This window comes from Actinoplanes sp. NPDC048796 (assembly GCF_040650035.1).
Lineage (GTDB): Bacteria > Actinomycetota > Actinomycetes > Mycobacteriales > Micromonosporaceae > Actinoplanes.
Genome location: NZ_JBEZGO010000006.1, coordinates 525,325 through 547,729, shown reverse-complemented (window position 1 = coordinate 547,729; position 22,405 = coordinate 525,325). Strand labels below are relative to the sequence as shown.

Annotated in this window: 22 protein-coding genes; 3 read left to right on the top strand and 19 right to left on the bottom strand. The window is 71.6% G+C overall.

Translation table 11 applies throughout. The annotated features are described in order from the left end of the window. Positions 1–89 precede the first annotated feature (89 nt). From AB0C26_RS27040 to AB0C26_RS27030, 3 genes are all read right to left on the bottom strand, one after another. Positions 90–950 carry a hypothetical protein gene (locus tag AB0C26_RS27040; protein WP_360253069.1) on the bottom strand — a complete coding sequence of 287 codons (861 nt, stop codon included), beginning with the start codon at positions 948–950 and terminating at the stop codon, positions 90–92. 251 nt (positions 951–1,201) lie between these two features. Further along, positions 1,202–1,963, bottom strand: a complete 762-nt coding sequence (gene hisF, locus AB0C26_RS27035; RefSeq protein WP_360253066.1) for an imidazole glycerol phosphate synthase subunit HisF — start codon at positions 1,961–1,963, stop codon at positions 1,202–1,204. Further along, positions 1,960–2,820, bottom strand: a complete 861-nt coding sequence (locus AB0C26_RS27030; protein WP_360253063.1) for an EamA family transporter — start codon at positions 2,818–2,820, stop codon at positions 1,960–1,962. Before AB0C26_RS27030 ends, hisF begins: the two co-directional genes overlap by 4 nt. Before the next feature lie 72 nt (positions 2,821–2,892). On the opposite strand from AB0C26_RS27030, the gene AB0C26_RS27025 reads away from it, so the two are divergent. Further along, positions 2,893–3,831 (top strand): LysR substrate-binding domain-containing protein, encoded by a 939-nt coding sequence (locus AB0C26_RS27025; RefSeq protein ID WP_360253060.1) that lies wholly within the window; start codon positions 2,893–2,895, stop codon positions 3,829–3,831. Here AB0C26_RS27025 and priA read toward each other — a convergent pair. The 7 genes from priA to hisD are packed head-to-tail and all read right to left on the bottom strand — an operon-like array spanning position 3,777 to position 8,591. Then, positions 3,777–4,502 (bottom strand): bifunctional 1-(5-phosphoribosyl)-5-((5-phosphoribosylamino)methylideneamino)imidazole-4-carboxamide isomerase/phosphoribosylanthranilate isomerase PriA, encoded by a 726-nt coding sequence (gene priA, locus AB0C26_RS27020; RefSeq protein ID WP_360253057.1) that lies wholly within the window; start codon positions 4,500–4,502, stop codon positions 3,777–3,779. The two genes, AB0C26_RS27025 and priA, sit on opposite strands and share 55 nt — an antisense overlap. A gap of 12 nt (positions 4,503–4,514) precedes the next feature. After that, positions 4,515–4,838 carry a hypothetical protein gene (locus AB0C26_RS27015; RefSeq protein ID WP_360253054.1) on the bottom strand — a complete coding sequence of 108 codons (324 nt, stop codon included), beginning with the start codon at positions 4,836–4,838 and terminating at the stop codon, positions 4,515–4,517. After that, on the bottom strand, positions 4,831–5,466 hold the full coding sequence (hisH, locus tag AB0C26_RS27010) for an imidazole glycerol phosphate synthase subunit HisH (RefSeq protein ID WP_360253051.1): 636 nt from the start codon (positions 5,464–5,466) through the stop codon (positions 4,831–4,833). The genes AB0C26_RS27015 and hisH overlap by 8 nt, the downstream gene beginning before the upstream one ends. Then, a complete protein-coding gene (locus AB0C26_RS27005; RefSeq protein WP_179855327.1) occupies positions 5,466–5,624 on the bottom strand; it encodes a hypothetical protein in 159 nt (52 codons plus the stop codon). The genes hisH and AB0C26_RS27005 overlap by 1 nt, the downstream gene beginning before the upstream one ends. Continuing rightward, on the bottom strand, positions 5,624–6,235 hold the full coding sequence (gene hisB, locus AB0C26_RS27000) for an imidazoleglycerol-phosphate dehydratase HisB (RefSeq protein ID WP_360253048.1): 612 nt from the start codon (positions 6,233–6,235) through the stop codon (positions 5,624–5,626). Before hisB ends, AB0C26_RS27005 begins: the two co-directional genes overlap by 1 nt. Then, positions 6,232–7,287 carry a histidinol-phosphate transaminase gene (locus AB0C26_RS26995; RefSeq protein ID WP_360253045.1) on the bottom strand — a complete coding sequence of 352 codons (1,056 nt, stop codon included), beginning with the start codon at positions 7,285–7,287 and terminating at the stop codon, positions 6,232–6,234. Before AB0C26_RS26995 ends, hisB begins: the two co-directional genes overlap by 4 nt. Beyond that, positions 7,284–8,591, bottom strand: coding sequence for a histidinol dehydrogenase (hisD, locus tag AB0C26_RS26990; protein WP_360253042.1), 1,308 nt, complete (start codon positions 8,589–8,591; stop codon positions 7,284–7,286). Before hisD ends, AB0C26_RS26995 begins: the two co-directional genes overlap by 4 nt. Before the next feature lie 147 nt (positions 8,592–8,738). Here hisD and AB0C26_RS26985 point away from each other — a divergent pair, with 147 nt between their 5' ends. Beyond that, on the top strand, positions 8,739–9,446 hold the full coding sequence (locus AB0C26_RS26985; RefSeq protein ID WP_360253039.1) for an LON peptidase substrate-binding domain-containing protein: 708 nt from the start codon (positions 8,739–8,741) through the stop codon (positions 9,444–9,446). 622 nt (positions 9,447–10,068) lie between these two features. Here the strand turns inward: AB0C26_RS26985 and AB0C26_RS26980 are convergent. Further along, the gene (locus AB0C26_RS26980) at positions 10,069–10,650 is read right to left on the bottom strand and encodes a hypothetical protein (protein ID WP_360253036.1); all 582 of its coding nucleotides are present in this window, start codon (positions 10,648–10,650) and stop codon (positions 10,069–10,071) included. A 364-nt stretch (positions 10,651–11,014) separates the two neighbouring features. Between AB0C26_RS26980 and AB0C26_RS26975 the strand changes: the two genes are divergently transcribed. Next, the gene (locus tag AB0C26_RS26975) at positions 11,015–11,521 is read left to right on the top strand and encodes a hypothetical protein (protein WP_360253033.1); all 507 of its coding nucleotides are present in this window, start codon (positions 11,015–11,017) and stop codon (positions 11,519–11,521) included. Positions 11,522–11,596: 75 nt separating this feature from the next. On the opposite strand, the gene dnaE is transcribed toward AB0C26_RS26975, so the two are convergent. The 8 genes from dnaE to AB0C26_RS26935 form a co-directional block, all read right to left on the bottom strand. Continuing rightward, on the bottom strand, positions 11,597–15,133 hold the full coding sequence (gene dnaE, locus AB0C26_RS26970) for a DNA polymerase III subunit alpha (RefSeq protein WP_360253030.1): 3,537 nt from the start codon (positions 15,131–15,133) through the stop codon (positions 11,597–11,599). Positions 15,134–15,208: 75 nt separating this feature from the next. Continuing rightward, complete coding sequence (locus AB0C26_RS26965) at positions 15,209–16,927, bottom strand: AAA family ATPase (RefSeq protein WP_360253027.1); 1,719 nt, start codon at positions 16,925–16,927, stop codon at positions 15,209–15,211. Between the two features lie 133 nt (positions 16,928–17,060). Continuing rightward, on the bottom strand, positions 17,061–18,008 hold the full coding sequence (locus AB0C26_RS26960) for a hypothetical protein (protein ID WP_360253024.1): 948 nt from the start codon (positions 18,006–18,008) through the stop codon (positions 17,061–17,063). Positions 18,009–18,012: 4 nt separating this feature from the next. Next, on the bottom strand, positions 18,013–18,900 hold the full coding sequence (locus tag AB0C26_RS26955) for an RluA family pseudouridine synthase (protein ID WP_360253176.1): 888 nt from the start codon (positions 18,898–18,900) through the stop codon (positions 18,013–18,015). 41 nt (positions 18,901–18,941) lie between these two features. After that, positions 18,942–19,553 carry a signal peptidase II gene (lspA, locus tag AB0C26_RS26950; protein ID WP_360253021.1) on the bottom strand — a complete coding sequence of 204 codons (612 nt, stop codon included), beginning with the start codon at positions 19,551–19,553 and terminating at the stop codon, positions 18,942–18,944. After that, positions 19,526–19,933 (bottom strand): TraR/DksA C4-type zinc finger protein, encoded by a 408-nt coding sequence (locus AB0C26_RS26945; RefSeq protein WP_360253174.1) that lies wholly within the window; start codon positions 19,931–19,933, stop codon positions 19,526–19,528. The genes lspA and AB0C26_RS26945 overlap by 28 nt, the downstream gene beginning before the upstream one ends. A gap of 306 nt (positions 19,934–20,239) precedes the next feature. Further along, positions 20,240–21,775 carry a potassium/proton antiporter gene (locus AB0C26_RS26940; protein WP_360253018.1) on the bottom strand — a complete coding sequence of 512 codons (1,536 nt, stop codon included), beginning with the start codon at positions 21,773–21,775 and terminating at the stop codon, positions 20,240–20,242. Next, positions 21,772–22,098 (bottom strand): DUF167 domain-containing protein, encoded by a 327-nt coding sequence (locus AB0C26_RS26935; protein WP_360253015.1) that lies wholly within the window; start codon positions 22,096–22,098, stop codon positions 21,772–21,774. Before AB0C26_RS26935 ends, AB0C26_RS26940 begins: the two co-directional genes overlap by 4 nt. Positions 22,099–22,405: the final 307 nt, after the last annotated feature.

The following is a 22,405-nucleotide window of genomic DNA, read 5'->3' as shown; positions in this document are numbered from 1 at the left end:
AGCGTGGGGCCTTGCTCAGCGCCACGGGCTCAAGCTGTTCCGCCTGCGCATCGAGGAGCGCGACCGTCTGGCTCAGCAGGCCACCGAGGCTAAGTCGCCAGCGCCGGAACAGAGACGCGTCCCGCGGGCGGCGCCGCCAAAGATGCTGCCGCCCGCGCAAGCGCGACCGCAACCACGAGCAACGCCGACTGCACAATCGCGAGCAACGCCACCGAGACGACCAGCTCCGCAGTCGCGCCCAGCGAAGACACAACCGCATGCAGCCCTCTCAGCGCCACGACCAGCGAAGACCCGACCGCAAGCAACTGCCCCAGCGCCACGACGAGCGAAGATCCAGCCGCAAGCAACTGCCCCAGCGCCACAACTAGCAAAGATCCAACCGCAAGCAACTCCATCGAAGCTACCGTCGCCGCGCCCAGCGCAACCGCAAGCAACACCACGATCAGCGCAACCGCAACCATCGTCAACACGGCCACGACCAGCGCAACCGCGACAAACGTCAACAGGGCCGCGATCGCAACCAACGTCAACAGCGCCACCACCCGCGGAGACACGGTCGCAGCCCATCCCACCAGCGCCGCGCCGAGCGCGACCGCAACTAGAAGATGACGCCACCGCGCCGCGCCAAGTGTGGCCGCGACGGCGAGCAAAGCCACCAGCGCGGCACCCAACAGCACCGCAACCGCCAGCAACACGACCAGCCCGGCACCCAGCAGCACCGCAACCGCCAGCAACGCCACCAGCCCGGCACCCAACGACACTGCGGCCGCGAGCAACACGACCAGCCCGGCACTCAACAGCACCGCAACCGCCAGCAACGCCACCAGCCCGGCACCCAACGACACTGCGGCCGCGAGCAACACGACCAGCCCGGCACCCAGCAGCGCCGCAACCGCCAGCAACGCCACCAGCTCGGCATCCAACGGCGTTGCGGCCGCGAGCGACACCATCAGCGCAGCATCCAACGGAGACGCAGCGGAGACGCGACCGCTGGCAACCCCGCCGGAGGCGCCAGCGCGGCGGCCGGCAAGCAGCGCGGCCACGATCGCCGCCGTCGACGGTGGGGAGGCCGCAACTGTCGGTGCTAGGAGTGTCCGGATGGGAGCTCTGGCGGCCACAACGGAAATCGGGTATTAGCCGAATTCCAATGTGGGCGGGAAGCGTGGTGCGAATTCTGCGCGGGAATGGATTTTAATTGTGCTCAGCGGACCGGATTGCCGGCTTCTCGGAGGCTTTGCTTTACCTCGCCTATGGTGAGGTCGCCGAAGTGGAAGACGCTGGCGGCCAATACCGCGTCGGCGCCTGAGGCTACTGCGGGGGCGAAGTGGGAGACCTTTCCGGCGCCGCCGCTGGCGATTACCGGGATGTCTACCACTGCTCGTACGGCGGCGATCAAGTCCAGGTCGAAGCCGGCCTTTGTGCCGTCGGCGTCCATCGAGTTCAGCAGGATCTCGCCGGCTCCCAGGGACGCTACTGTGCGGGCCCATTCGATGGCGTCCAAGCCGGCGCTTCGGCGGCCGCCGTGTGTGGTCACCTCCCAGCCGCTGGGCTGGTCGGGGGAACGGCGGACGTCCAGGGACAGGACCAGCACCTGGTTGCCGAAGCGCTGGGCGATTTCGCTGATCAAGGCGGGGCGGGCGATGGCGGCCGTGTTCACGCCCACCTTGTCGGCGCCGGCTCGCAGCAGGACGTCCACGTCGTCGACCGAGCGGACGCCGCCTCCGACCGTCAGCGGGATGAAGACCGATTCGGCGGTACGGCGTACCACGTCGAGCATCGTGCCCCGGCCGGCCGAGGAGGCCGTCACGTCCAGGAACGTCAGCTCGTCGGCGCCGGCCGCGTCGTACGCCGCCGCCAGCTCCACCGGGTCGCCGGCGTCGCGCAGGTCGACGAAGTTGACGCCCTTGACCACGCGGCCGTCGTCCACGTCCAGGCAGGGGATCACGCGCACGGCAACTGTCATGCGCCAACCCTAACCAACGGCTTTCGCCCGCTCAGCCCCAGCAGGATGCCGCCCACCACCAGCGTGCCGCCCGCCATGTCGACCGCGCGAAGCTGCTCCCCCAGGAACAGCCAGGCCGACGCCATGCCGAAGAACGGGACCAGCATCGAGAACGGCGCCACTGTGCTCGCCCCGTACGTACGAAGAAGGAAACCCCAGCCCGCGAAGGCCGCAAGCGTCGAGACCAGCGCGACGTACGCCAAAGCTCCGAAAGCCTCCAGGTCGAACGCGCGCAGCGCGGAGACGTCTTCCGAGGACGCCAGCGTGAGCAGGATCAACGGGCCCGCGGCGACGGCGCTGACCCACACCATGAAGCGCAGCGTGTCCGGCGGGGACGCTTTGCGGGTGGCGATGTTCGACAGGCCCCAGGCCGCGCCGGCGCCGACGATCAGCAGGAACGCGCCCAGGTTCGTGCCCATTCGCGTCGCCACCAGGGTCACGCCGGCGACACACAAGAGCAGACCGCTCAGTTGTACGGGCCGGGGCCGCTCCCGCAGCAGCAACACCGCGAAGCCGAGCGTGAACACCGCCTGGCTCTGCAGCACCAGCGAGCTCAAGCCGGCCGGCATCCCCGCCGCCATGCCCGCGAACAGCAGCGAGAACTTCGTGACACCCAGGATCAGCCCGACCGCGACGATCCACCGCCACGGCACCTGCGGGCGGCCCACGAACAGCACCGCCGGGAACGCGGCCAGGGTGAAGCGCAGCGCGTTGAACAGCAGCGGCGGGAAATGGTCGAGCCCGGTCTCGATCACCACGAAGTTGAAGCCCCAGACGGCGGTGACGGCGACCGCGATCCCGATGTCGCGTGGTCTCATGTATCGACCTTGGCGAGCCGGCACCATTAAGCACCAGCGAAAATACCTAAGGCATTACTGTAGCCTCACTACATGATCGACCTCGGGCGGCTACGGGCCTTGCACGCCGTGGCCAGCTACAAAACCGTGCTCGCGGCCGGCGAAGCCCTCCACTGCACCCCCTCCGCGGTGTCCCAGCAGCTCGCCAAGCTCGAACGCGAGACCGGCGCCACACTCGTCGAGAAGGACGGGCGGCGGCTGCGGCTCACCGAGGCCGGCCAGGTGCTCGCCCGGCACGCGGAAAAGGTGCTGGCCACCGTCGACGAGGCCGAGGCGGCGCTGGCCGCGCACCGGGACACGGTGATCGGGCGGCTGACCGTGGCCGCGTTCGCCACCGCGTGCCGCGCCCTCCTCCCGTACGCGCTGCATCGCCTGGCCTCCGACCACCCGCAACTGACCACCGGCCTGGTCGAGGTCAACCCGCACGAAGGGCTCGACATGCTGCACCGCGGGCACGTCGACCTGGCCGTGCTCGACGACTGGCCCGAGGTGGCCCTGCGCTATCCGAGCGGCATCACCCACGTCGAGCTGGGCTGGGACGTGGCCGACCTGATCGTGCCGACCGGTCATCGCTTCGGCGCCACGACCACGCTGGCCACGGCGCGCGACGAGCGCTGGATCGCCGCCAAGGCCGGCGACATCTGCCACGAATGGCTGCTGCGGGTGCTTCCGGGCGTGCAGCCCGACTTCCACGTCGGCGAGTTCGAGACCCAGCTGACCCTGATCTCGGCCGGGCTGGGCGTGGCGGTCATCCCCCGGCTCGCCCGGTCACATCGATTGCCCGAGGGGGTACGGGTGGTGAGGCTCACGCCGGAACCGCGCCGGCGCGTGGTCATCGCGTGGCGGGAGGCCTCCGCCGCCCGCCCGGCGATCCGGGCGGCCGAGGAGGCCCTCCGTCTGTCCTGGAGCCGGGCGGCTCAGGCCTCGCGCAGCGCGGCGAGCGCCTCGGCCACGGTGAACGCGCCCGCGTAGAGCGCCTTCCCCGCGATCACGCCCTCCACCCCGGCCGGCTCCAGCGCCTTGAGCGCCCGCAGGTCGTCGAGGGTGGACACCCCGCCGCTGGCGATCACCGGGCGGTCGGTGGCCGCGCACACCTCGCGCAGCAGCTCCAGGTTCGGCCCGCGCATCATGCCGTCCTTGGTGATGTCGGTGACCACGTACCGGGCCGCGCCCGCCTTGTCGAGCCGGCCCAGCACGTCGAACAGGTCACCGCCGTCGCGGGTCCAGCCCCGCGCCGACAGGGTGCGCCCGCGCACGTCCAGCCCTATCGCGACCCGGTCGCCGTACTCGGACACCACGCGGTCGCACCACTGGGGGTCCTCCAGGGCGGCGGTGCCGATGTTGACCCGCTCGCAGCCGGTGGCCAGCGCCCGGGCCAGCGACTCGTCGTCGCGGATGCCGCCGGACAGCTCCACCTTGACGTCGAGCCGGGCCACCACGTCCGCCAGCAACGAAGCGTTGGATCCGCGCCCGAAGGCCGCGTCCAGGTCGACCAGGTGCACCCACTCGGCGCCGTCGTTCTGCCAGGCCAGCGCGGCCTCGAGCGGGTCGCCGTACGAGGTCTCCGAGCCGGCGGCGCCCTGGACGAGGCGTACGGCTTGACCGTCCGCGACGTCGACGGCGGGCAGGAGGGCGAGTGTCATGAGAATTCCCCTTTATCCGGCCTTGCGACCGAGAATGACGACCACGAGGGCCGGAGCGGCCAGAACGATCAGCAGAGTGAGGACGATCCGCAGCGGCATTTCGGGCACCCACAGCCAGACCGCGGCGATGGCCACCAGCGGCACCAGCACGATGCCGAGACGCTCGTTGCGGCTGCGCCGATGCAGCGTGCCCGAGCTCCGCCGCCGTTGCGGTGTGAGGCGCTGGACGAGGGCGCGGCGGCGCGCCCGCCGCCCGACGCGCCGGGCCCGCGCCGCTTTCTCTTTCTCGAGCACAGCGAGCCGCTCGGCGCGGCGGCGCGCTCGCTCCTTAGACATCTGACGACGGGAGACCGGCGACCCAGTTGCGCAGCAGCCCGTAGCCCGCGTCGGCCGATTTCTCCGGGTGGAACTGCGCCGCGCTGAGCGCGCCGTGCTCGACGACCGCCGCGAACGGCTCGTCGTGGCTTGCGGTGGTCACCTTGGCGCCGGCTTCCGTCAAGGCGTCAAGGTCCGAGGCGCCGTACGAGTGCACGAAATAGAACCGCACGTCCGGATCGAGGCCGGCCAGCAGGACGGAGTCGTCCGCGACGTCGACCGTGTTCCACCCCATGTGCGGGATGCGCCGCGCGGCGAGCTTGCTGACGACACCCGGCAGCAGGCCCAGGCCCTTCGTCTCGACGCCGTGCTCGACACCCGAGTCGAACAGGATCTGCATGCCCACGCAGATGCCCAGCACCGGGCGCCCGGCCGCGACCCGTGCCGCGATCATCGGGCCGGCCTGGATCTCGTCGATGCCGGCCATGCACGCCGCGTACGCCCCGACGCCCGGCACGACGAGGCCGTCGGCCTCCGCCGCGAGCGCCAGGTCGCTGGTCACCGTCGTGTCGGCGCCGGTACGGGCGACCGCCCGCTCGGCCGACCGCAGGTTGCCCGACCCGTAGTCGAGCACGACGACATTGGGCATCAGTTGTCCCCCGGAAGCAGCCAGGCGATGCCGCCGGCGACGGCCAGGGCGGCCAGCACGCCGACCAGCCCGACGCTGAACTTGGTGGCGCCCGACTTGATCAGCTGGATGACGCCGCCGACCAGGAAGCCGGCCAGGATGAACAGGGCGATGGCCATCAGAGCACGCCCTTGGTGGACGGGAGCTGACCGGCGTTGCGCGGGTCGATCTCGACGGCCTCGCGCAGCGCCCGCGAGAACGCCTTGAACTGCGCCTCGACCACGTGGTGGGCGTCGGGGTGCCCGCCCGGGCGGCAGGCCCGCAGCACGTCCACGTGCAGGGTGACCTTGGCCGCGTGGCCGAACGCCTCGAAGATGTGCCGGGTCATGCTGGTCGCGTAGACCGGGCCGATGTACGGGGTGAGCAGCGGCTCGTCGTGCACCACGTACGGCCGGCCGGACAGGTCGACCGCCGCCCGGACCAGCACCTCGTCCATCGGGATGGTCGCCGACCCGTACCGCCGAATGCCCCGTTTGTCGCCGAGCGCCTGCGCGAAGGCCTCGCCCAGAGCGATGGCGGTGTCCTCCATGGTGTGGTGCGAGTCGATCTCGAGGTCGCCCTCGGTGCGCACCGTCAGGTCGAATCCGCCGTGCCGGGCCAGCTGGTTGAGCATGTGGTCGTAGAAGCCGACGCCGGTGCTCAGGTCGCCCTGACCCGTGCCGTCCAGGTCGATCTCGACGAGCACCTTGGTCTCGTTCGTGACGCGCTCGATGCGCGCGGTCCGGCTCACTGCAAAGCCTCCAGGAATGCGTCGGTCTCGGCGGGGGTGCCGGCCGTTACTCGTAGCCACCCTGCCAGACCGACGTCACGGACGAGAACACCGCGGTCGAGCAGTCGCTGCCAAGCGATCTTCTGGTCCCCGCCGACTTCGAACAGGACGAAGTTGGCGTCGCTGTCGGCCACCTTGAAGCCGCGCTCACGCAGCGTCGTGACGATGCGGTCACGCTGCTGTTTGATCGCCTCGACGGTGGCCAGCAGCGAGTCGCGGTGCACGACGGCCGCGCGGGCGGCGGCCTGGGTGAGGGCGGACAGGTGGTACGGCAGCCGGACCAGCTGCACGGCGTCGACCACGGCGGGGTCGGCGGCCAGATAGCCCAGCCGGCCCCCGGCGAAGCCGAACGCCTTGCTCATGGTCCGGCTCACCACCAGCCGAGGGTGCCCGGGCAGCAGGGTCAGTGCGCTCGGCGTGCCGGGCCGGGCGAACTCCGTGTACGCCTCGTCCACGATCACCATGCCGCGCGCGGCCCCGAGCACGGCGTCGATCACGGCCGGGTCGAGCGCCGTACCGGTCGGGTTGTTCGGCGAGCAGACGAAGACCACGTCCGGGTCGTGCTTTTCGATCTCGGCGACGGCCGCCTCGGGCCGCAGGCCGAAGTCGGGGTCACGCAGCGCGCCGATCCAGCGGGTGCCGGTGCCCTGGGCCAGAAGCGGATGCATCGAGTACGACGGGCCGAAGCCCAGCGCGCTGCGCCCCGGCCCGGCGAACGTCTGCAGCAGTTGCTGCTGCACCTCGTTCGACCCGTTCGCGGCCCACACGTTGGCCGTGGTCAGACCGTGCCCGAGGTAACCGGCCAGCTCGGCCCGCAACGCGACGGCGTCGCGGTCGGGGTAGCGGTTCAGGTCGCGCAGCTCGGCCTGCACGGCCTTGCCGATCGCCTCGACCACATCGTCGGGAACGGGGTAGGAGTTCTCGTTCGTGTTGAGCCGCACGGCGACGTCGAGCTGCGGCGCCCCGTAGGGCGACTTACCGCGCAGATCATCTCGGATGGGGAGATCGGTCATGCGAATCGGGCCTTCACAGCCTCGCCGTGCGCGGGCAGGTCTTCCGCGTCGGCCAGCGCGACCACGTGGCCGGCGACGTCGCGCAGGGCGGCCTCGTCGTACTCGATCACGTGCACGCCCTTGAGGAACGACTGGACCGAGAGCCCCGACGAGTGCCGGGCGCAACCGGCGGTCGGCAGGACGTGGTTGGAGCCGGCCGCGTAGTCGCCGAGCGACACCGGCGACCAGGCCCCCACGAAGATCGCGCCGGCGTTGCGGACCCGCATGGCCCACTGCCGCGCGTCGCGCGTCTGGATCTCCAGGTGCTCGGCCGCGTACGCGTCGACGACGCGCAAACCCTGCTCGAGGTCGTCCACGAGCACGACGCCGGACTGCTCGCCGGTCAGGGCGGTCCGCACCCGGGCCGCGTGCTTGGTGGCGGGGACCATCGTGAGCAGCTCGGCCTCGACCGCGTCGACCAGCGCCTCGGAGTCGGTGACGAGCACGCTGGCGGCCAGCGGGTCGTGCTCGGCCTGGCTGATCAGGTCGGCCGCGACATGCCGCGGGTCGGCCGTCTCGTCGGCCAGGATGGCGATCTCGGTCGGCCCCGCCTCGGCGTCGATGCCCACGGTGCCCTGGAGCAGCCGCTTGGCCGCGGTCACCCAGATGTTGCCCGGCCCGGTGATCACGTCGACCGGCTCACACCGGTCGCTCGCGTCGACCCCGTCCGACCCGTACCCCAGCATGGCGATGGCCTGGGCGCCGCCCACGGCGTACACCTCATCGACCCCGAGAAGCGCACAAGCGGCCAGCACCCGCGCGTCGGGCAGCCCACCGTTCTCCTTCTGCGGCGGGCTGGCCACCACGAGGGCGTCGACCCCGGCCTCCTGCGCCGGCACGACGTTCATGACCACGGTGGACGGGTAGACGGCCAGACCGCCGGGAACATAAAGACCGACCCGCTGTACGGGGATCCAGCGCTCGGTCACGGTGCCACCGTCGACGACCTTGGTCGTGACGTCGGTACGCCGCTGATCCGCGTGCACCTTCCGCGCCCGCTTGATCGACTCGAGCAGCGCCGCCCGCACCGCCGGCTCGAGGCTCTGCTCGGCCGCCGCGATGTCCTCCTTGGCCACCCGCAGCCGCTCGAGCGTCACGCCGTCGAACTTCTCGGTGGCCTCCCGGATCGCGCTGAAGCCATGCCGATGGACCGCCTCGACAACCGGGCGGATCCGCTCGACAGCCTGGGAGACGTCGAGCTGGGCACGGGGCAGCAGTCCACGCGGGTCCCGCCGGGAGCCACGCAGGTCGGTCCGATTCAGCACGACGTCAAGTTTAGGCTGCCCACCCCGTTTCCCCCTAAGCGCCGCAGCCGGGCCCAGGACGTGGGATACCCCACCCTCCCCCGCGCGGTGACTTTTGTGGCCTTGGGGACGGGTTGACCATGGTCGGCCTACCGATAGGCTGTTTTCGTGAGCAAGCGGCTGCCGGTGTTCCCGCTGGGCACGGTGCTGTTCCCGGGCCTGGTGCTCCCCCTGCACATCTTCGAGGAGCGCTACCGCGCGCTGGTGCGCGAGCTGGTGGCCGCCCCCGCCGACGAACCACACGAATTCGGCGTGGTGACCTTGCGCCGCGGCGCCGAGGCCCCGGCCCCCGACACCACCGACGGCCCGTCCGCGCCACCCCCGCCGATCACCACGGAAGACCTCTACCAGGTCGGCTGCACCGCCGAGCTGCGCCAGGTGACCGAACTCTCCGACGGCCGCTACGACATCATGACCGTCGGCCGCCGCCGCTTCCAGATCAAGGACGTCCTCCAGGGCGACGAGCCCTACCTGACCGCCGACGTGGAGTGGCTCCCCGACGAGTCCCCCGACGAGACGGCCGAGCTGCTGGCCCCTCGGGCTCTGGCCGCCTTCCGCGCCTACCTGGAACTGCTCCGCCCCGACTCCGAGGGCCTGGACGCGGTACCGGCCGACCCGACGGTCCTGTCCCACCTGATCGCGGCCACGGCCCAGCTGACCACCGAGGAACGCCAGGCTCTGCTGGCCGCCCCCGACACCGCGGCCCGCCTCCGTACCGAACTGAAACTCCTCAACCGCGAGTCCGGCCTCCTGGCCCGCGTCCGAGCAGTGCCGGTCCCCCTCTCCGACCTGGCCCGCCCCGCCAGCCCGAACTGACCCCGCCCCGGGCCGCCGAAACCCACCCGGCAGGCGGCACGCCCACGCCGCACCCCGAACGAGCCTCGCCCGCCATCAGTGCCGCACCCCGTCACCGCCGCACCCCGTCACCGCCGCACCCCGTCACCGCCGCACCCCGTCACCGCCGCGTCGGCGGACCGGACAAAACGGGCCCACCTGAAAGCCGCGGCGCCCTGAGCGCCACCGAACGAGGCACACGACACGCCCGGTCCGGCCGGGTAGTGAACCTCGACGGCCATCCGTTCGCCCCGAATCCGAACGAGCCTCATCCACCAGAAGGCCGGTCGATGAGAACCGGCCCACCCTGAAGCCGGGCGATCGGCAGGCGCCAGAGCCCACCTGAAGCCCCACCGCCCGAAGGCGCGCCCCGAACGGGACTCCCCCGCCGAGCCACCCCGCCATGGCGCCCACCGGAAGCCGCCGCCCGCCGAACCACCCGCCATGGCGCCCAGCGAGAGCCGCCGCCCGCCGAACCATCCGCCATGGCGCCCAGCGAGAGCCGCCGCCCGCCCGAACCATCCGCCATGGCGCGCGCCGAGAGCCGTGCCGCCTGCACAAAGCGCGGAACCGCGCCCCCAACCCGGTTCCTTCGGCTTGGGTGCTAGGTGCGGGGTGGCTCCGCTGAACTGCCCGTGGCGGTCGAGTCGGACGGTGTCTGACTCGACCAGTCGCTCTCCGCGTAGGGCGGATCGCCGGCGTTGGGGCCGTAGCCGGGGCGGGCGCCGGGCGCGTCCAGGTCGGGGTCGTTCGACCAGCCGGCCATGAGGGTCAGGGCGATCGCCGCCGCGAAGGCCGGGACCAGCATCGGGCCGAGCGAGTGCACCTCGGGCGGGGCGAAGTGCGTGGAACCCTGCTGGGCCGTGTCACGCCAATGCTCGTAGTCGCCGCGACCGATCTTCTCGCCCAGCCAGGGCGCGACCAGATAGCCCGCGCCAAAAGCGCCGGCCACGATGCCGACCAGCAGGAACGGTCCCCGGTCGCGGCGCAGCAAGAGCCAGGCGCCGATAGCCACAATCAGCCCGAACCCCAGCCCCAACAGCGTGAACCAGCCGTCAGCCGCGATGTACTCCTCCGGCGACGGATCGTTCACCGCGATCCGGCCCGACCCAACGCCGATCATCGGCACCGAAGGCGCGATCCACTGCCACAGCAGCCCAAGCGGCCCACCCAGCACGAAAATCACAGCAAAAACCGATAAAGACACCACAAGGGTACGCCGCCAGGGCCGCCGCGAGCCCTCCCGCACGGCCCCGGGCTCCCCCGCTTCAGGCCCCGACAAATGCGCAAGCCCGTACCCACCACCCCGTTCCCCAGACCAGGGCGGCACACCGCTGCCCGAGCCGGCGCCACTCCAGGGTTGCCCACCATCACCCGAGCCAGCACCGCCCCACGGTTGCCCGCCGTCGCCCGAGCCAGCGCCGTCCCACGGCTGCCCGCCGTCGCCCGAGCCAGCGCCGCCGCCGGACCACGACTGCCCGCCGTCGAGCCCGGAGCTTGGACCGGGAGAGGGGATGGGCTGCCCGCCGCCCTCCGCGCCGGAGTTGGGGGTGGAGGCGGACCACGGCTGCACACCAGCGCCGCCCTCCGGAGCGGCGCTGCCCCACGGCCGCGCGCCGCTGGCCGGACCGGAACCAGAAGCGGACTTCGGCTGCCCGCCGCCGTCCGAACCGGAACCAGAAGCGGACGACGGCTGCCCGCCGCCGTCCGAACCGGAACCAGAAGCGGACGACGGCTGCGCGCCGCTGGCCGGGCCGGAACCAGAAGCGGACTTCGGCTGCCCGCCGCCGTCCGAACCGGAACCAGAAGCGGACGACGGCAGCGCGCCGCCGTCCGGGCCGGAACCGGGAGCGGACCACGGCTTCGCGCCGCCGCCGGTGGCCGAACCGGGAGCAGGCCGGGACTGCGCGCCGCTGTCCGGGCCGGAGCCGGGAGTGGGCCGCGGCTGGGCGGTGCTCGGGGCGCGGGGGGAATCGGGCCAGGCCGGGGCCTCGAAGCCCGCCGGAGCGCCGGTGGCCGGGGTGGCCGTCGGGTCGGGCGGGGGTGGGCCGGGCTGATTGTGGGGCGCCGGTTCCTGGCTCGCGTTCACCCTACGATCCTGCCAGGTTCCCCGCCGCGCCGTCCCGCTCGCCCTAGGCCACCGCGGACGGGCCGAGGATCATCTTCAGGTCGGCTCGCAGTGCCGGCGTCGGCGCGACCCGGACCGCGCCCAGGCGCAGGACCGTGGTGCGGCTGCCGTTCTGGAGGTGGACGTGCACCTCGGAGTCGCCGGGGTGACTGGTCAGGATGTCCTTCAACTCGGAGACCAGCGGCGGCGTGCACCTGGTGATCGGCATGGTCAGGGTGATCGGCTTGCTGTCGGGGTTGTGGGTGACGTCCGGCAGCGACATGTCCATCGCCATGATGCGCGGGGTGTCGTCGCGCCGGTCGACGCGGCCCTTCACCACCACGATGGCGTCTTCCGCGATGAACTGGCCGATCACCTCGTAGGTGTTCGGGAAGAACAGCGCCTCGACCCCACCGGCCAGGTCTTCCAGGGTGGCCGAGGCCCACGCCCGGCCCTGCTTGGTGATGCGCCGCTGCACGCCCGTGAGGATGCCGGCGAGGGTCACCACCTGGCCGTCGGGGACCGAGCCTTCCTCGTTGAGCGCCGCGATCGTCGTGTCGGCCGCGTTGTGCAGCAGCTGCTCGAGGCCCGCGAGGGGGTGGTCGGAGACGTACAGGCCGAGCATTTCCCGCTCGAAGGCCAGCTTGTCGCGCTTGTCCCACTCGTCGTCGGTGATCGGGGGCATCGCGACCGTGGCCGCGCTGCCGCCCTCCGCGGTGTCGGCGAACGCGCCGAAAAGATCGAATTGCCCGGCCGCCTCGTTGCGCTTCACGTCGGCGTACGCGTCGATCGCCTCGGCGTGCACGGCGAGCAGGCCCTTGCGGCTGTGGCCCATCGAGTCGTACGCGCCGGCCTTGATCAAGGATTCAATGGTCTTCTTGTTGCAGGCGACCGCGTCGACCTTGGACAGGAAGTCGTAGAAGTCCTGGTATTTGCCCTTTTCGTCGCGGCAGCGGCGGATCGCCTCGACCACGTTGTGCCCGACGTTGCGGACCGCGGCCAGGCCGAAGCGGATGTCCTTGCCGACCGGGGTGAACGGGCCGGCCGACTCGTTGACGTCGGGCGGCAGAACCTGGATGCCCATGCGCCGGCACTCGGCCAGGTACATCGCCATCTTGTCCTTGTCGTCGCCGACGCTGGTGAGCAGCCCGGCCATGTACTCGGCCGGGTAGTGCGCCTTGAGGTACGCCGTCCAGTACGAGACCAGCCCGTACGCCGCCGAGTGGGCCTTGTTGAACGCGTAGCCGGCGAACGGGACCAGCACGTCCCACACCGCCTGGATGGCCTCCTTGGAGTAGCCGTGCTCCATGCAGCCCTGCTGGAACGGCACGAACTCCTTGTCGAGGATCTCCTTCTTCTTCTTACCCATGGCCCGGCGGAGCAGGTCGGCCTGGCCGAGCGAGTAGCCGGCGAGGATCTGCGCGGCGCGCTGCACCTGCTCCTGATAGACGATCAGGCCGTACGTGGGCTCGAGGATCTCGCGCAGCGGCTCCTCCAGCTCCGGGTGGATCGGGGTGATCTCCTGGAGCTTGTTCTTGCGCAGCGCGTAGTTGGTGTGCGAGTCGACGCCCATCGGGCCGGGCCGGTACAGGGCCAGGACGGCCGAGATGTCCTCGAAGTTGTCGGGTTTCATGAGGCGCAGCAGCGAGCGCATCGGGCCACCGTCGAGCTGGAACACGCCCAGCGTGTCACCGCGGGCCAGCAGCTCGTACGCCTTCGGGTCGTCCAGCGGCAGCGCCAGCAGATCGAGCTTCTTGCCGTGGTTGAGCTCGATGTTCTTGTTGGCGTCGTCGATGATCGTCAGGTTGCGCAGGCCCAGGAAGTCCATCTTGAGCAGCCCGAGCGTCTCGCACGTCGGGTAGTCGAACTGCGTGATGATCACGCCGTCGGCCGGGCGCCGCATGAGCGGGATGTGGTCGATGATCGGCTCGGCGCTCATGATGACGCCGGCCGCGTGCACGCCGGTCTGCCGGATCAGGCCCTCGATGCCGCGCGCGGTGTCGATCACCTTTTTGACGTCGGGGTCGGTCTCGTACAGCGTACGGACCTCGCCCGCCTCGCCGTACCGCTTGTGCTCCTTGTCGAAGATGCCCGACAGCGGGATGCCCTTGCCCATGACGTCGGGCGGCAGCGCCTTGGTGATCCGGTCGCCGACCGCGAACGGGTAGCCCAGCACGCGGGCCGAGTCCTTGATCGCAGCCTTGGCCTTGATCGTGCCGAAGGTGGCGATCTGCGCGACCTTGTCCTCGCCCCAGCGCTCGGTCACGTACTTGATGACCTCGCCCCGCCGGCGCTCGTCGAAGTCGATGTCGACGTCGGGCATCGAGATGCGCTCGGGGTTGAGGAACCGCTCGAAGATCAGGCCGTGCGGCAGCGGGTCGAGGTCGGTGATGCCCATGGCGTACGCGATCAGCGAGCCGGCGGCCGAGCCACGGCCCGGCCCGACCGCGATGCCGTTGCGCTTGGACCACTGGATGAAGTCGGCGACCACGAGGAAGTAGGCCGGGAAGCCCATCTCGATGATCACGCCGAGCTCGTATTCCGCCTGCTTGACGTGGGTCTCGGGGATGCCGCCGGGGAAGCGGGAGCGCAGGCCCTCGTACGCGACGTGGCGGAAGTACTCCTCCTCGGTGTACCCGTCGGGGATCGGGAACCGGGGCATCAGGTTCTTGAAGGTGAACATGCCCTCGGTGTCGACCCGCTCGGCCACGAGCAGGGTGTTACGGCAGCCCTCGAGCCACGCCTCGGACGAGTCGACGGCGCGCATCTGGTCGGCCGACTTGACGAAGTAGCCGGCGCCGTCGAAGCGGAAACGGTTGGGGTCGGCGATGTTGCTGCCGGTCTGCACGCAGAGCAGCACGTCGTGGGCCGAGGCCTGCGCCTCGTGCGTGTAGTGGGAGTCGTTGGTGACCAGCGGCGGGATGCCGAGCTTCTTGCCGATCTCGAGGAGCCCGTCGCGGACCCGGCTCTCGATGGAGAGGCCGTGGTCCATGATCTCGAGGAAGTAGTTCTCCTTGCCCAGGGCTTCCTGGTACATCGCGGCGGATTTCAGCGCCTCGTCGAACTGGCCGAGCCGCAGCCGGGTCTGCACGGCCCCGGACGGGCAGCCGGTGGTGCCCATGATGCCCTCGGCGTGCTCCGCGATGATGTCGAAGTCCATCCGCGGGTACTTGCCGAGCTGGCCCTCCATCGAGCCGCGCGAGTTGAGCCGGAACAGGTTCTTCAGCCCGACCGCGTTGCGCGCCCACATGGTCATGTGGGTGTACGCGCCGTTACCCGAGACGTCGTCGCCCTTCTGCTCGGGGCGGCCCCACTTGACCCGGTTCTTCATCAGGCGGGACTCGGGGGCGACGTACGCCTCGACGCCGATCACCGGGGTGACGCCGACGGCCTTGGCCTGGGTGTAGAAGTCGTACGCCCCGTGCATGTTGCCGTGGTCGGTGATGGCCGCGCCCGGCATGCCCTGGCGGGCCGCCTCGGCCAGCACTTCCTTGATGCGGGCAGCTCCGTCGAGCATCGAATACTCGGTGTGCACGTGGAGATGCACGAACGAGTCAGACACCCGGGACCCCCTGAAGTTGTAGTGACCGACCGACTCTAGCGGGCGGCTACGACAAGAACGAGGGGGAAACGCGTGTCACTCGGCGAATGGCTCGATCATCACAGACGCGGCCTTGAGCCACGCCGCGCGCGTCTCCTGCTGGAGGTCCGCGTACTCGATCGAGGAACCCACTTCCAGGGCCGGGTCGTACGGCACCACGGCCACCGCGCGGGTGCGCGTGGCGAAGTGCTTGGCGAAGTCGTTGAGCAACGGCAGCGGGCCCGGCGAGGGGCAGGAGATCAACGTCACCGCGTTCGACACCAGGTCGCCCATGCCGCTCTCGTCGAGCACGTCGAGCATCCAGTCGGCGGTGAACGCAGCGTCCTCGCGGGGCACGGTGGTGATCACGAGCTGGTCGGCCTGGCGCATCACGGTCTGCCAGTTGACGCTCTCGACGTTGTTGCCGGTGTCGACACAGATCACGTCGTGGGTGCGGCGCAGCAGGTCCATCACGCGGCGCACGGTGGCCTGGTCGAGCCGCTGCGCGAAGCGCGGGTTCTCCTCGCCGGCGAGCACGTCGTACGACCCGTCGGAGGCGTGCCGCAGGTAGCCGTCGAGCTCCTGGAGCAGGGCGTCACCGTGCAGATTCTCGATCTGCAGGAGATCGGCCAGAAGATGCTTGATGGTACGGGCGTGCCGCGCGCTCCCGGCCCGCAGGCCGAGCGTGCCCCGCAGCTCGTTGTCGTCCCAGGCCAGCACGCCCCGGCCGCGGACGCTGCCGATGGTGGCGGCCGCGAGCACCGTCGCGGTGGTCTTGTGGACGCCGCCCTTGGGGTTGGCGAACGCCAGCACCCGCGGCTTGCCGAGCTTGCGCCGCATGACCGAGACGGCCCGGGCGAACTCGTCGTCGGCCCGCGTCTGCCGCCACTCGATACGCGCCCCGGCCGGCGAGGTCGGCGAGGCCGGCGACGGCGCCGCCCGCGGCGCGGGCGCCGGCAGAGCAGCCGGCGGCGGCACCGGAGGAGCGGCCGGCGCCGAGGTCATCGGCGGCGCGGCGAAAGCCGAAGCGGCGGCCGGCGGCGCGGCGAAAGCCGAGGCGGCGGCCGGCGGCGCGGCGTAACTCGGAGCGGGCCCCGACGACCCGGCATAACCCGACGCGGCACCCGACGACCCGGCATAACCCGACGCGGCACCCGACGACGCCGCATAACCCGACGACCCGGCATAACCCGTCGCGGCACCCGATGACGCTGAGTAACCAGGGGCGGCCGACGGCGTGGGATAACCGGACGCGGCCGGCGGCTGCGCGACCGGGGCCGCGGCCGACGCCCGCGCCTGCGGATAGTCACGGGGTTGCGCCGGGGCCGACCGCGACGAGGGCCCGAAGAAGCTGGTGGGCTCGGGACCCGAGGGAGACGAGGATGGCGAGGAAGGGGAGGAAGGCGAGGAAGCGGACGGCGCGGAAGGGGCGGGCGGCGGAGCCGGCTGTGACCGCGCCTGCCAGCGCGGGTCGAGCGGATTGATCGGCCGTTGCGGCACTGCTCGCGGCGGCGGCTCGGCCGCCGCCGGCGCCTCGGCCGGATGCTGGTCGTACCGCGACCCGTAGGACGCGCCCCGGGAGTCGAGCGGGTTGGTCGGCCGTCGGGTGGGCAGCGGCGACCCGTACTGCTGAGGGGCCGGCGGAGCCGCCTCGGGCTCCTGCTCCTCGGCCTGGTCGTCGGCGCCGCGGGAACCGTGCCGGGCGCGGTCGAGCAGCGCCCGCCATCGCGGGGCTGGTTCCGCAGGCCGGCCCCAGCCGGTCTCGGTCCCCTCCACGGCTCAGTCCTCCCTGCCCATAACTTTCGGTGATGCCCACGCCCGGGCCGTTCGCCTTTGACAGGCTACGGAGCCGAGCGCGATAGGGCCACTGCCCGTGCCACCGACTAGAGACCTAACGTCCGGGCGGGGCTCAGGGTGCTGCCGCCGAGGCGCTGGTCGCATCGTGAGCAGCGGTCGTGTCTGACGCAGAGGGTACGGCAGGAAGATCCTCCGATGCCGAGACGGAAGGGTCGGTCAGGTGCCCGGAGACCCGCGATGAGTCTGATGTCACATCGACCCCGGGCGCCGACACTATCGGCGCGGACGGCGGTGAGGCAATGCCCGTGGCCGCGGTTGGCACAGCCGGCACGACGCCGGTCTGCTCGGGCAGCGGGGGCCGGAACTCGGTGCGGTCGAGGCTGCGCACCTCGGGCGCCACGTCCACCGCGCGGACCCCCACCCGGGCCGCCACCTCCTGCAAGGCGGCCGGGGTGCCCCGGACCACGGCCGCGAAGACGCACGAGCATCCCGACCGGTACGCCGCCGCCTCCACCTCGGCCGTGCGGGCGGCCGCCGCGTACGCCACCCGGGCCCGAGCCTCGGTCGCCGGGAGCTTCGACGCCAGCTGGTCGTACGCGGCCTTCTCGGTGTCCCGGTCGAGGGCCGCGTCGAGCATGCCGGTGAGCACGTCGGCCGGCAGCCGGTAGACCGGGATCCGCACGACCTGGGTGTGCTGCCCCGGCATCGGCACCCGGGCGTACACCTGCGCCACCGCCGCGTCCCGCAGCAGGTCGGGCAGGCGGCCGGCCGCCGTGTAGCCGGACAGGCTCACCAGCGCCCACGTGTCGCCGACGGTGGGCGCCGACGGCTCGGCGAGCGCCCCCAGCTCGGTACGTGACGAGTCGAGGTAGCCCGGAACTGTCTGTCCCTCGACGACACCGACCCGCACGACCTCGTGGGAGTCCCCGGCCGGCGCCACCTCACGCCGGTCCGCCCAGAGCGCGCCGAGCGCCACGACCGCCGCCGTCACCGCCGCGCAGGCGAGCGCGAACCGGGCGTCGGACGCGGAGAGCAAGCGCACCCGCTGGGCGGGGCTCATGGGCTCAGGCCGCGTCCTGAAGGACGTCGAGGGCGTACTTCAGGTCGTCGGGATAGTCGCTGACGAAGCGCACCTCGTCGTGGGTCCGCGGGTGCAGGAAGGCCAGCTCGCGGGCGTGCAGCCACTGCCGGTTGAGCTTGAGCCGGGCGGCCAGGGTCGGGTCGGCGCCGTACTGGGTGTCGCCCACGCACGGGTGCCGCAGGGCCGAGAAGTGCACCCGGATCTGATGGGTGCGCCCGGTCTCGAGCTTCACGTCGACCAGGCTGGCCGAGCGGAACGCCTCGAGCGTGTCGTAGTGGGTGACGCTGGGCTTGCCGTCGGACATGACCGCGAACTTGTAGTCGGCGGTCGGGTGCCGGTCGATCGGCGCGTCGATGGTGCCGCGCAGCGGGTCCAGGTGGCCCTGGACGACCGCGTGGTAGCGCTTGTCCACCTCGCGCTCCTTGAAGGCGCGCTTGAGGACGCTGTAGGCCAGCTCACTCTTGGCCACGACCATGAGCCCGGTGGTGCCGACGTCGAGCCGGTGGACGATGCCCTGGCGCTCGGCGGCGCCGCTGGTGGCCACGTTCTGCCCCATGGCGGCCAGGCCGCTGACCACTGTCGGCCCGGTCCAGCCGGGGCTGGGGTGCGCGGCCACGCCGACCGGCTTGTCCACCACCACGATGTCGTCGTCGCTGTAGACGATGGTCAGCCCGTGCACCGGCTGGGGCGCCACCGGCGCCTGCTCGGCCGCCGGCGACGGGAGGGTGACCTCGAGCCAGGCGCCCGCGCTGACCTTGTCGGACTTGGGGCGCGGGTAGCCGTCGACCAGCGCGTCGCCCGCCTCGACCAGGGTCGCGGCGGCCGTGCGGGACAGCCCGAAGAGACGGGACACGGCCTGGTCCAGGCGCATGCCGTCGAGCCCGTCGGGGACGGGCAGGGATCGTTGCGAGCTCACTGCTTCTCGGCCTTCTTCCGTACGAGTCGTCGCCCGTCCCGCTGCCGGCCGGTGAGCTCGAGGAGCACGGCCAGCACGACGCCGACGCTCAGGCACGCGTCGGCGATGTTGAACACGGCGAAGTACTCCGCGTACGGCCCGAAGACGCTGATCATGTCGACCACGTGGCCGTGGAGGAAGGACGGCGCGCGGAACAGCCGGTCTCCCAGATTACCCAGGGCGCCGCCGAGCACGAGCCCGAGCGCGATCCCCCACGGCAGCGAGCGCAGCTTGGTGGCCATCCAGGCGATCCAGCCGATCACCACGATGGTGATAAGCGGGAACACCCAGGTGTAGCCCTCGCCGAAGCTGAAGGCGGCGCCGCTGTTGCGCAGCAGCGAAAGGTAGACCAGACCGCCGAGGATGCGTACGGGCTCGCCCTCGGTCAGGTTCTCGGTGGAGAGCCACTTGACCCACTGGTCGAGGGCCACGGCCACCACGGCGGTAGCGGCGAGCACGAGCACGGCGGCACGGCTGAACCCGGGGCGCGCACCCGGCTCCGGCTCGTCCACGGTGGTCGCGTCCGTTGCCTCGTCGGCGTTCAGCGTCGTTCCTCCAGCTGCTTGCAAGACACACAGAGAGTCGCGGAGGGGAACGCCGCCAGTCGCTCGACCGGGATGGGGTTGCCGCACCGCTCGCACCAACCGTAGTTCCCCTCGCCGAGGCGGTCGATGGCGCGTTCCACCTGATTGATCCGCTCCAGCAGATTGTTGGCCAGAGTGATCTCCTGCTCACGCTCGAAGGTCTTCGTGCCGGCGTCGGCCTGGTCGTCGCCGGCGGAGTCCTCCATGCGGTCGCGGGCCAACTCGGTGATCTCGCTGAGCGACTGCGAGTACTCGGCCTGAAGCTCGTCGCGCCGCTCGACCAGAGCGACCCGGATCTTCTCGGTCTCGGCCGCGCTGCGCGTCCGCTTGGCGGCGGCTGCCTTGGTGTCGCTTGCCTTGGCCATCGTCGCTCCCTCGGCCGCGCCCCGCGCGGCGATCAGCGTCCGTGAGGTCGGCGCCTCCACCGACCTCCCTGTCCCGTTTTGTCGGTTGATCTTCCCCCACCTGCGAAAACAGCGCGGCTGAACGGAACAGCCGCGCACTCTCGGAGGACCGCAAGGATACGGAACGTATTCGAAAGCGACAACCTAACTCCAGATGTACGCGTCCGCCCGCCCCCGACCGCAGAGGCACACCACCGGCTCGCCGGAGGCGGCCGGTCGGTTGGTCACCCTCCCCGGTCCGCCGCCGGGCTGTCCTGCCACGCGAGGTCAGTGCGGCTCCTCCCGCCCGTCCTCGCCGAACCACCGGGCCAGCCGCCCGCGCCGGCTCACCGCCCGCATCCGCCGCTCGGCCAGGTCGCGGACGGCCGCCGTGGCCACGATGAGCAGCGCGTCCCCCGTACGCAAGCGGGTGTCCGGTCCCGGCACGAAGCCGTCGCCGTCGCGGACCACCAGGCTCACCGAGGCGCCCTTGGGCAGTCGCAGCTCGTCGATGTGGACGCCGGCCAGCTTCGACCCCGGCGAGACGTCCATGTGCAGCAGGTCGGCGTTCAGCCGCTCCAGCGGCGCCGCCTCCACGTGCAGCTCGGCCGCCTCGGCCGGCGCGGTGACCTTGAGCAGCCGGGCCGCCGGCCCCAGGGTGGTCGCCTGCACCAGGGTGAAGATGATGACCAGCACGAAGACGGCGTCGAACAGCCCCTCGGCGCCCTCCGTGCCGGCCGAGAGCGGAATGGTGGCCAGCACGATCGGCACCGCCCCGCGCAGCCCCGCCCAGGACAGGAAGGCGGTGCCGCGCCAGCCGACCCGGTTGCCCGGCCGGCGCGGCCCCCGCACCGGCCGGGCCAGCACCGCCGAGACGATCACCGACAGCGGCCGGGCCAGCAGGACCAGCGCCACCCCCACCACCAGGGCCGGCACCAGCGCGCTGGTCAGGTGCGATGGCGAGGAGAGCAGGCCGAGCAGCACGAACAGCCCGATCTGGGCCACCCAGGCCAGCCCGTCGGCGAACCCGAGGATCGCCCGCCGGTGCGGAATCCGCCCGTTGCCGAGCACCACGCCCGCCACGTAGACGGCGAGGAACCCGGACGAGTGGGCCACGGCCCCGGCCGCGTACGCGAGAACCGTGAGCCCCACGGCGGCGATCGGATAGAGCCCGGCCGACGGCAACGCCGCGTGCCGGAGCAGCCAGCGCCCACCGGCGCCGACCGCGAACCCGATCGCCGCGCCCGCCGCCAGCTCGTAGGCGACGATCAGAAGCTCGTACCACCAAGGGTGTTGACCCACCTCGCTGGCGCTCAGCAGAACGACCAGCAGAACCACCGGCGCGTCGTTCATGCCGGACTCGGCCTCGAGCGTCGCCACCAGCCGGGGCGGCAACCGCAGCCGCCGCAGCGTGGCGAAGACGGCGGCGGCGTCGGTCGACGACAGCACGGCCCCGTAGAGCAGGGCCAACTGCCAGGGCAGACCGAGGATCAGATGAACGGCGAGACCGACCACAGCGATGCTGACCGCCACCCCCACGGTGGCCAGCGAGGCGGAGAGCCCCAGCACGGGCCGCAGGGTGCTCCACCGAGCGGTGAGCCCACCCTCGGCAATGATCACGATGAGCGCGCAGAACCCGAGCGTCCGCGTGAGCTCCGCATCATCGAAGCGAATGCCGAGCCCCGCCTCCCCGATGACCATGCCGATGGCCAGATACACGAGAAGACTGGGCAGCCCGAGCCGGGTGGAGAGCCGAACCGCCCCGACCGCGACCAGCAGAACCGCCGCCCCGATGAGCAGAGAGGTATCAAGGCTCCCGCTCATGCCGGCGGACCGCCGCGCAGCGCGGCGACAAGGGCGGCAACCTCAACACCACCCGCCGTGACAGCGAAAACCTTGTCCCGGCTGGTGGCCCCGACCTTGAGCGCGACGGCCCCCGGCCGCAGCCCGAGCGCCCCCGCCAGAGCCCGCCGAGCGGCCTCGGTCGCCTTACCGTCCACCGCCGGAGCCCCCACGGCAACAACCAAGGCAACCCCATGCGGCCCGTCATAGGCCCCACCCACCTTGGTACGCCCAGCGCCAGGCTTGACCCGCACCGCCACGGTGACGACGGCCGGCTCTTCCGGAGGCACGCTGCGCTTGACCATGCCCCATTGTCCCGATCACCGCGCCCACAAACGAGAGCCCCTTTTCACCCCTCCCGGCCCTCAAGGGTCCCCGCGCCACCCTCACCCACGACAAGCACAGCGGCCGAGGCGCGGCCTGGGCGCAGGGGATCACCGGCCGGTGAGCGGATCAGGGCGCGCGCAGGCGGTCTCACCAGCGCGGCGCAGTCCCACCCGAGCGAGGCAGCACGAGCGGAGCAGCACGGCGCAGCCGCGGCGAGCAGAGCAGTGCGGGCGATCACCGAGGCGGGCATCACCCCATGAGCGGCGCCGGCCACCACCAAACCGC

Bases quoted from the DNA above. Each gene is read 5' to 3' on its own strand.
- AB0C26_RS26995 (WP_360253045.1), bottom strand. From the start codon at position 7,287: ATGACCGATCTCCCCATCCGAGATGATCTGCGCGGTAAGTCGCCCTAC.
- AB0C26_RS27030 (WP_360253063.1), bottom strand. From the start codon at position 2,820: ATGAGACCACGCGACATCGGGATCGCGGTCGCCGTCACCGCCGTCTGG.
- AB0C26_RS27005 (WP_179855327.1), bottom strand. From the start codon at position 5,624: ATGGCCATCGCCCTGTTCATCCTGGCCGGCTTCCTGGTCGGCGGCGTC.
- hisF (WP_360253066.1), bottom strand. From the start codon at position 1,963: ATGACAGTTGCCGTGCGCGTGATCCCCTGCCTGGACGTGGACGACGGC.
- hisH (WP_360253051.1), bottom strand. From the start codon at position 5,466: ATGCCCAATGTCGTCGTGCTCGACTACGGGTCGGGCAACCTGCGGTCG.
- AB0C26_RS26945 (WP_360253174.1), bottom strand. From the start codon at position 19,933: ATGGCCAAGGCAAGCGACACCAAGGCAGCCGCCGCCAAGCGGACGCGC.
- AB0C26_RS27025 (WP_360253060.1), top strand. From the start codon at position 2,893: ATGATCGACCTCGGGCGGCTACGGGCCTTGCACGCCGTGGCCAGCTAC.
- AB0C26_RS27040 (WP_360253069.1), bottom strand. From the start codon at position 950: ATGGTGTCGCTCGCGGCCGCAACGCCGTTGGATGCCGAGCTGGTGGCG.
- AB0C26_RS26935 (WP_360253015.1), bottom strand. From the start codon at position 22,098: ATGGTCAAGCGCAGCGTGCCTCCGGAAGAGCCGGCCGTCGTCACCGTG.
- AB0C26_RS27015 (WP_360253054.1), bottom strand. From the start codon at position 4,838: ATGTCTAAGGAGCGAGCGCGCCGCCGCGCCGAGCGGCTCGCTGTGCTC.
- AB0C26_RS26955 (WP_360253176.1), bottom strand. From the start codon at position 18,900: ATGCGCCTGGACCAGGCCGTGTCCCGTCTCTTCGGGCTGTCCCGCACG.
- priA (WP_360253057.1), bottom strand. From the start codon at position 4,502: ATGACACTCGCCCTCCTGCCCGCCGTCGACGTCGCGGACGGTCAAGCC.
- AB0C26_RS26960 (WP_360253024.1), bottom strand. From the start codon at position 18,008: ATGAGCCCCGCCCAGCGGGTGCGCTTGCTCTCCGCGTCCGACGCCCGG.
- AB0C26_RS26940 (WP_360253018.1), bottom strand. From the start codon at position 21,775: ATGAGCGGGAGCCTTGATACCTCTCTGCTCATCGGGGCGGCGGTTCTG.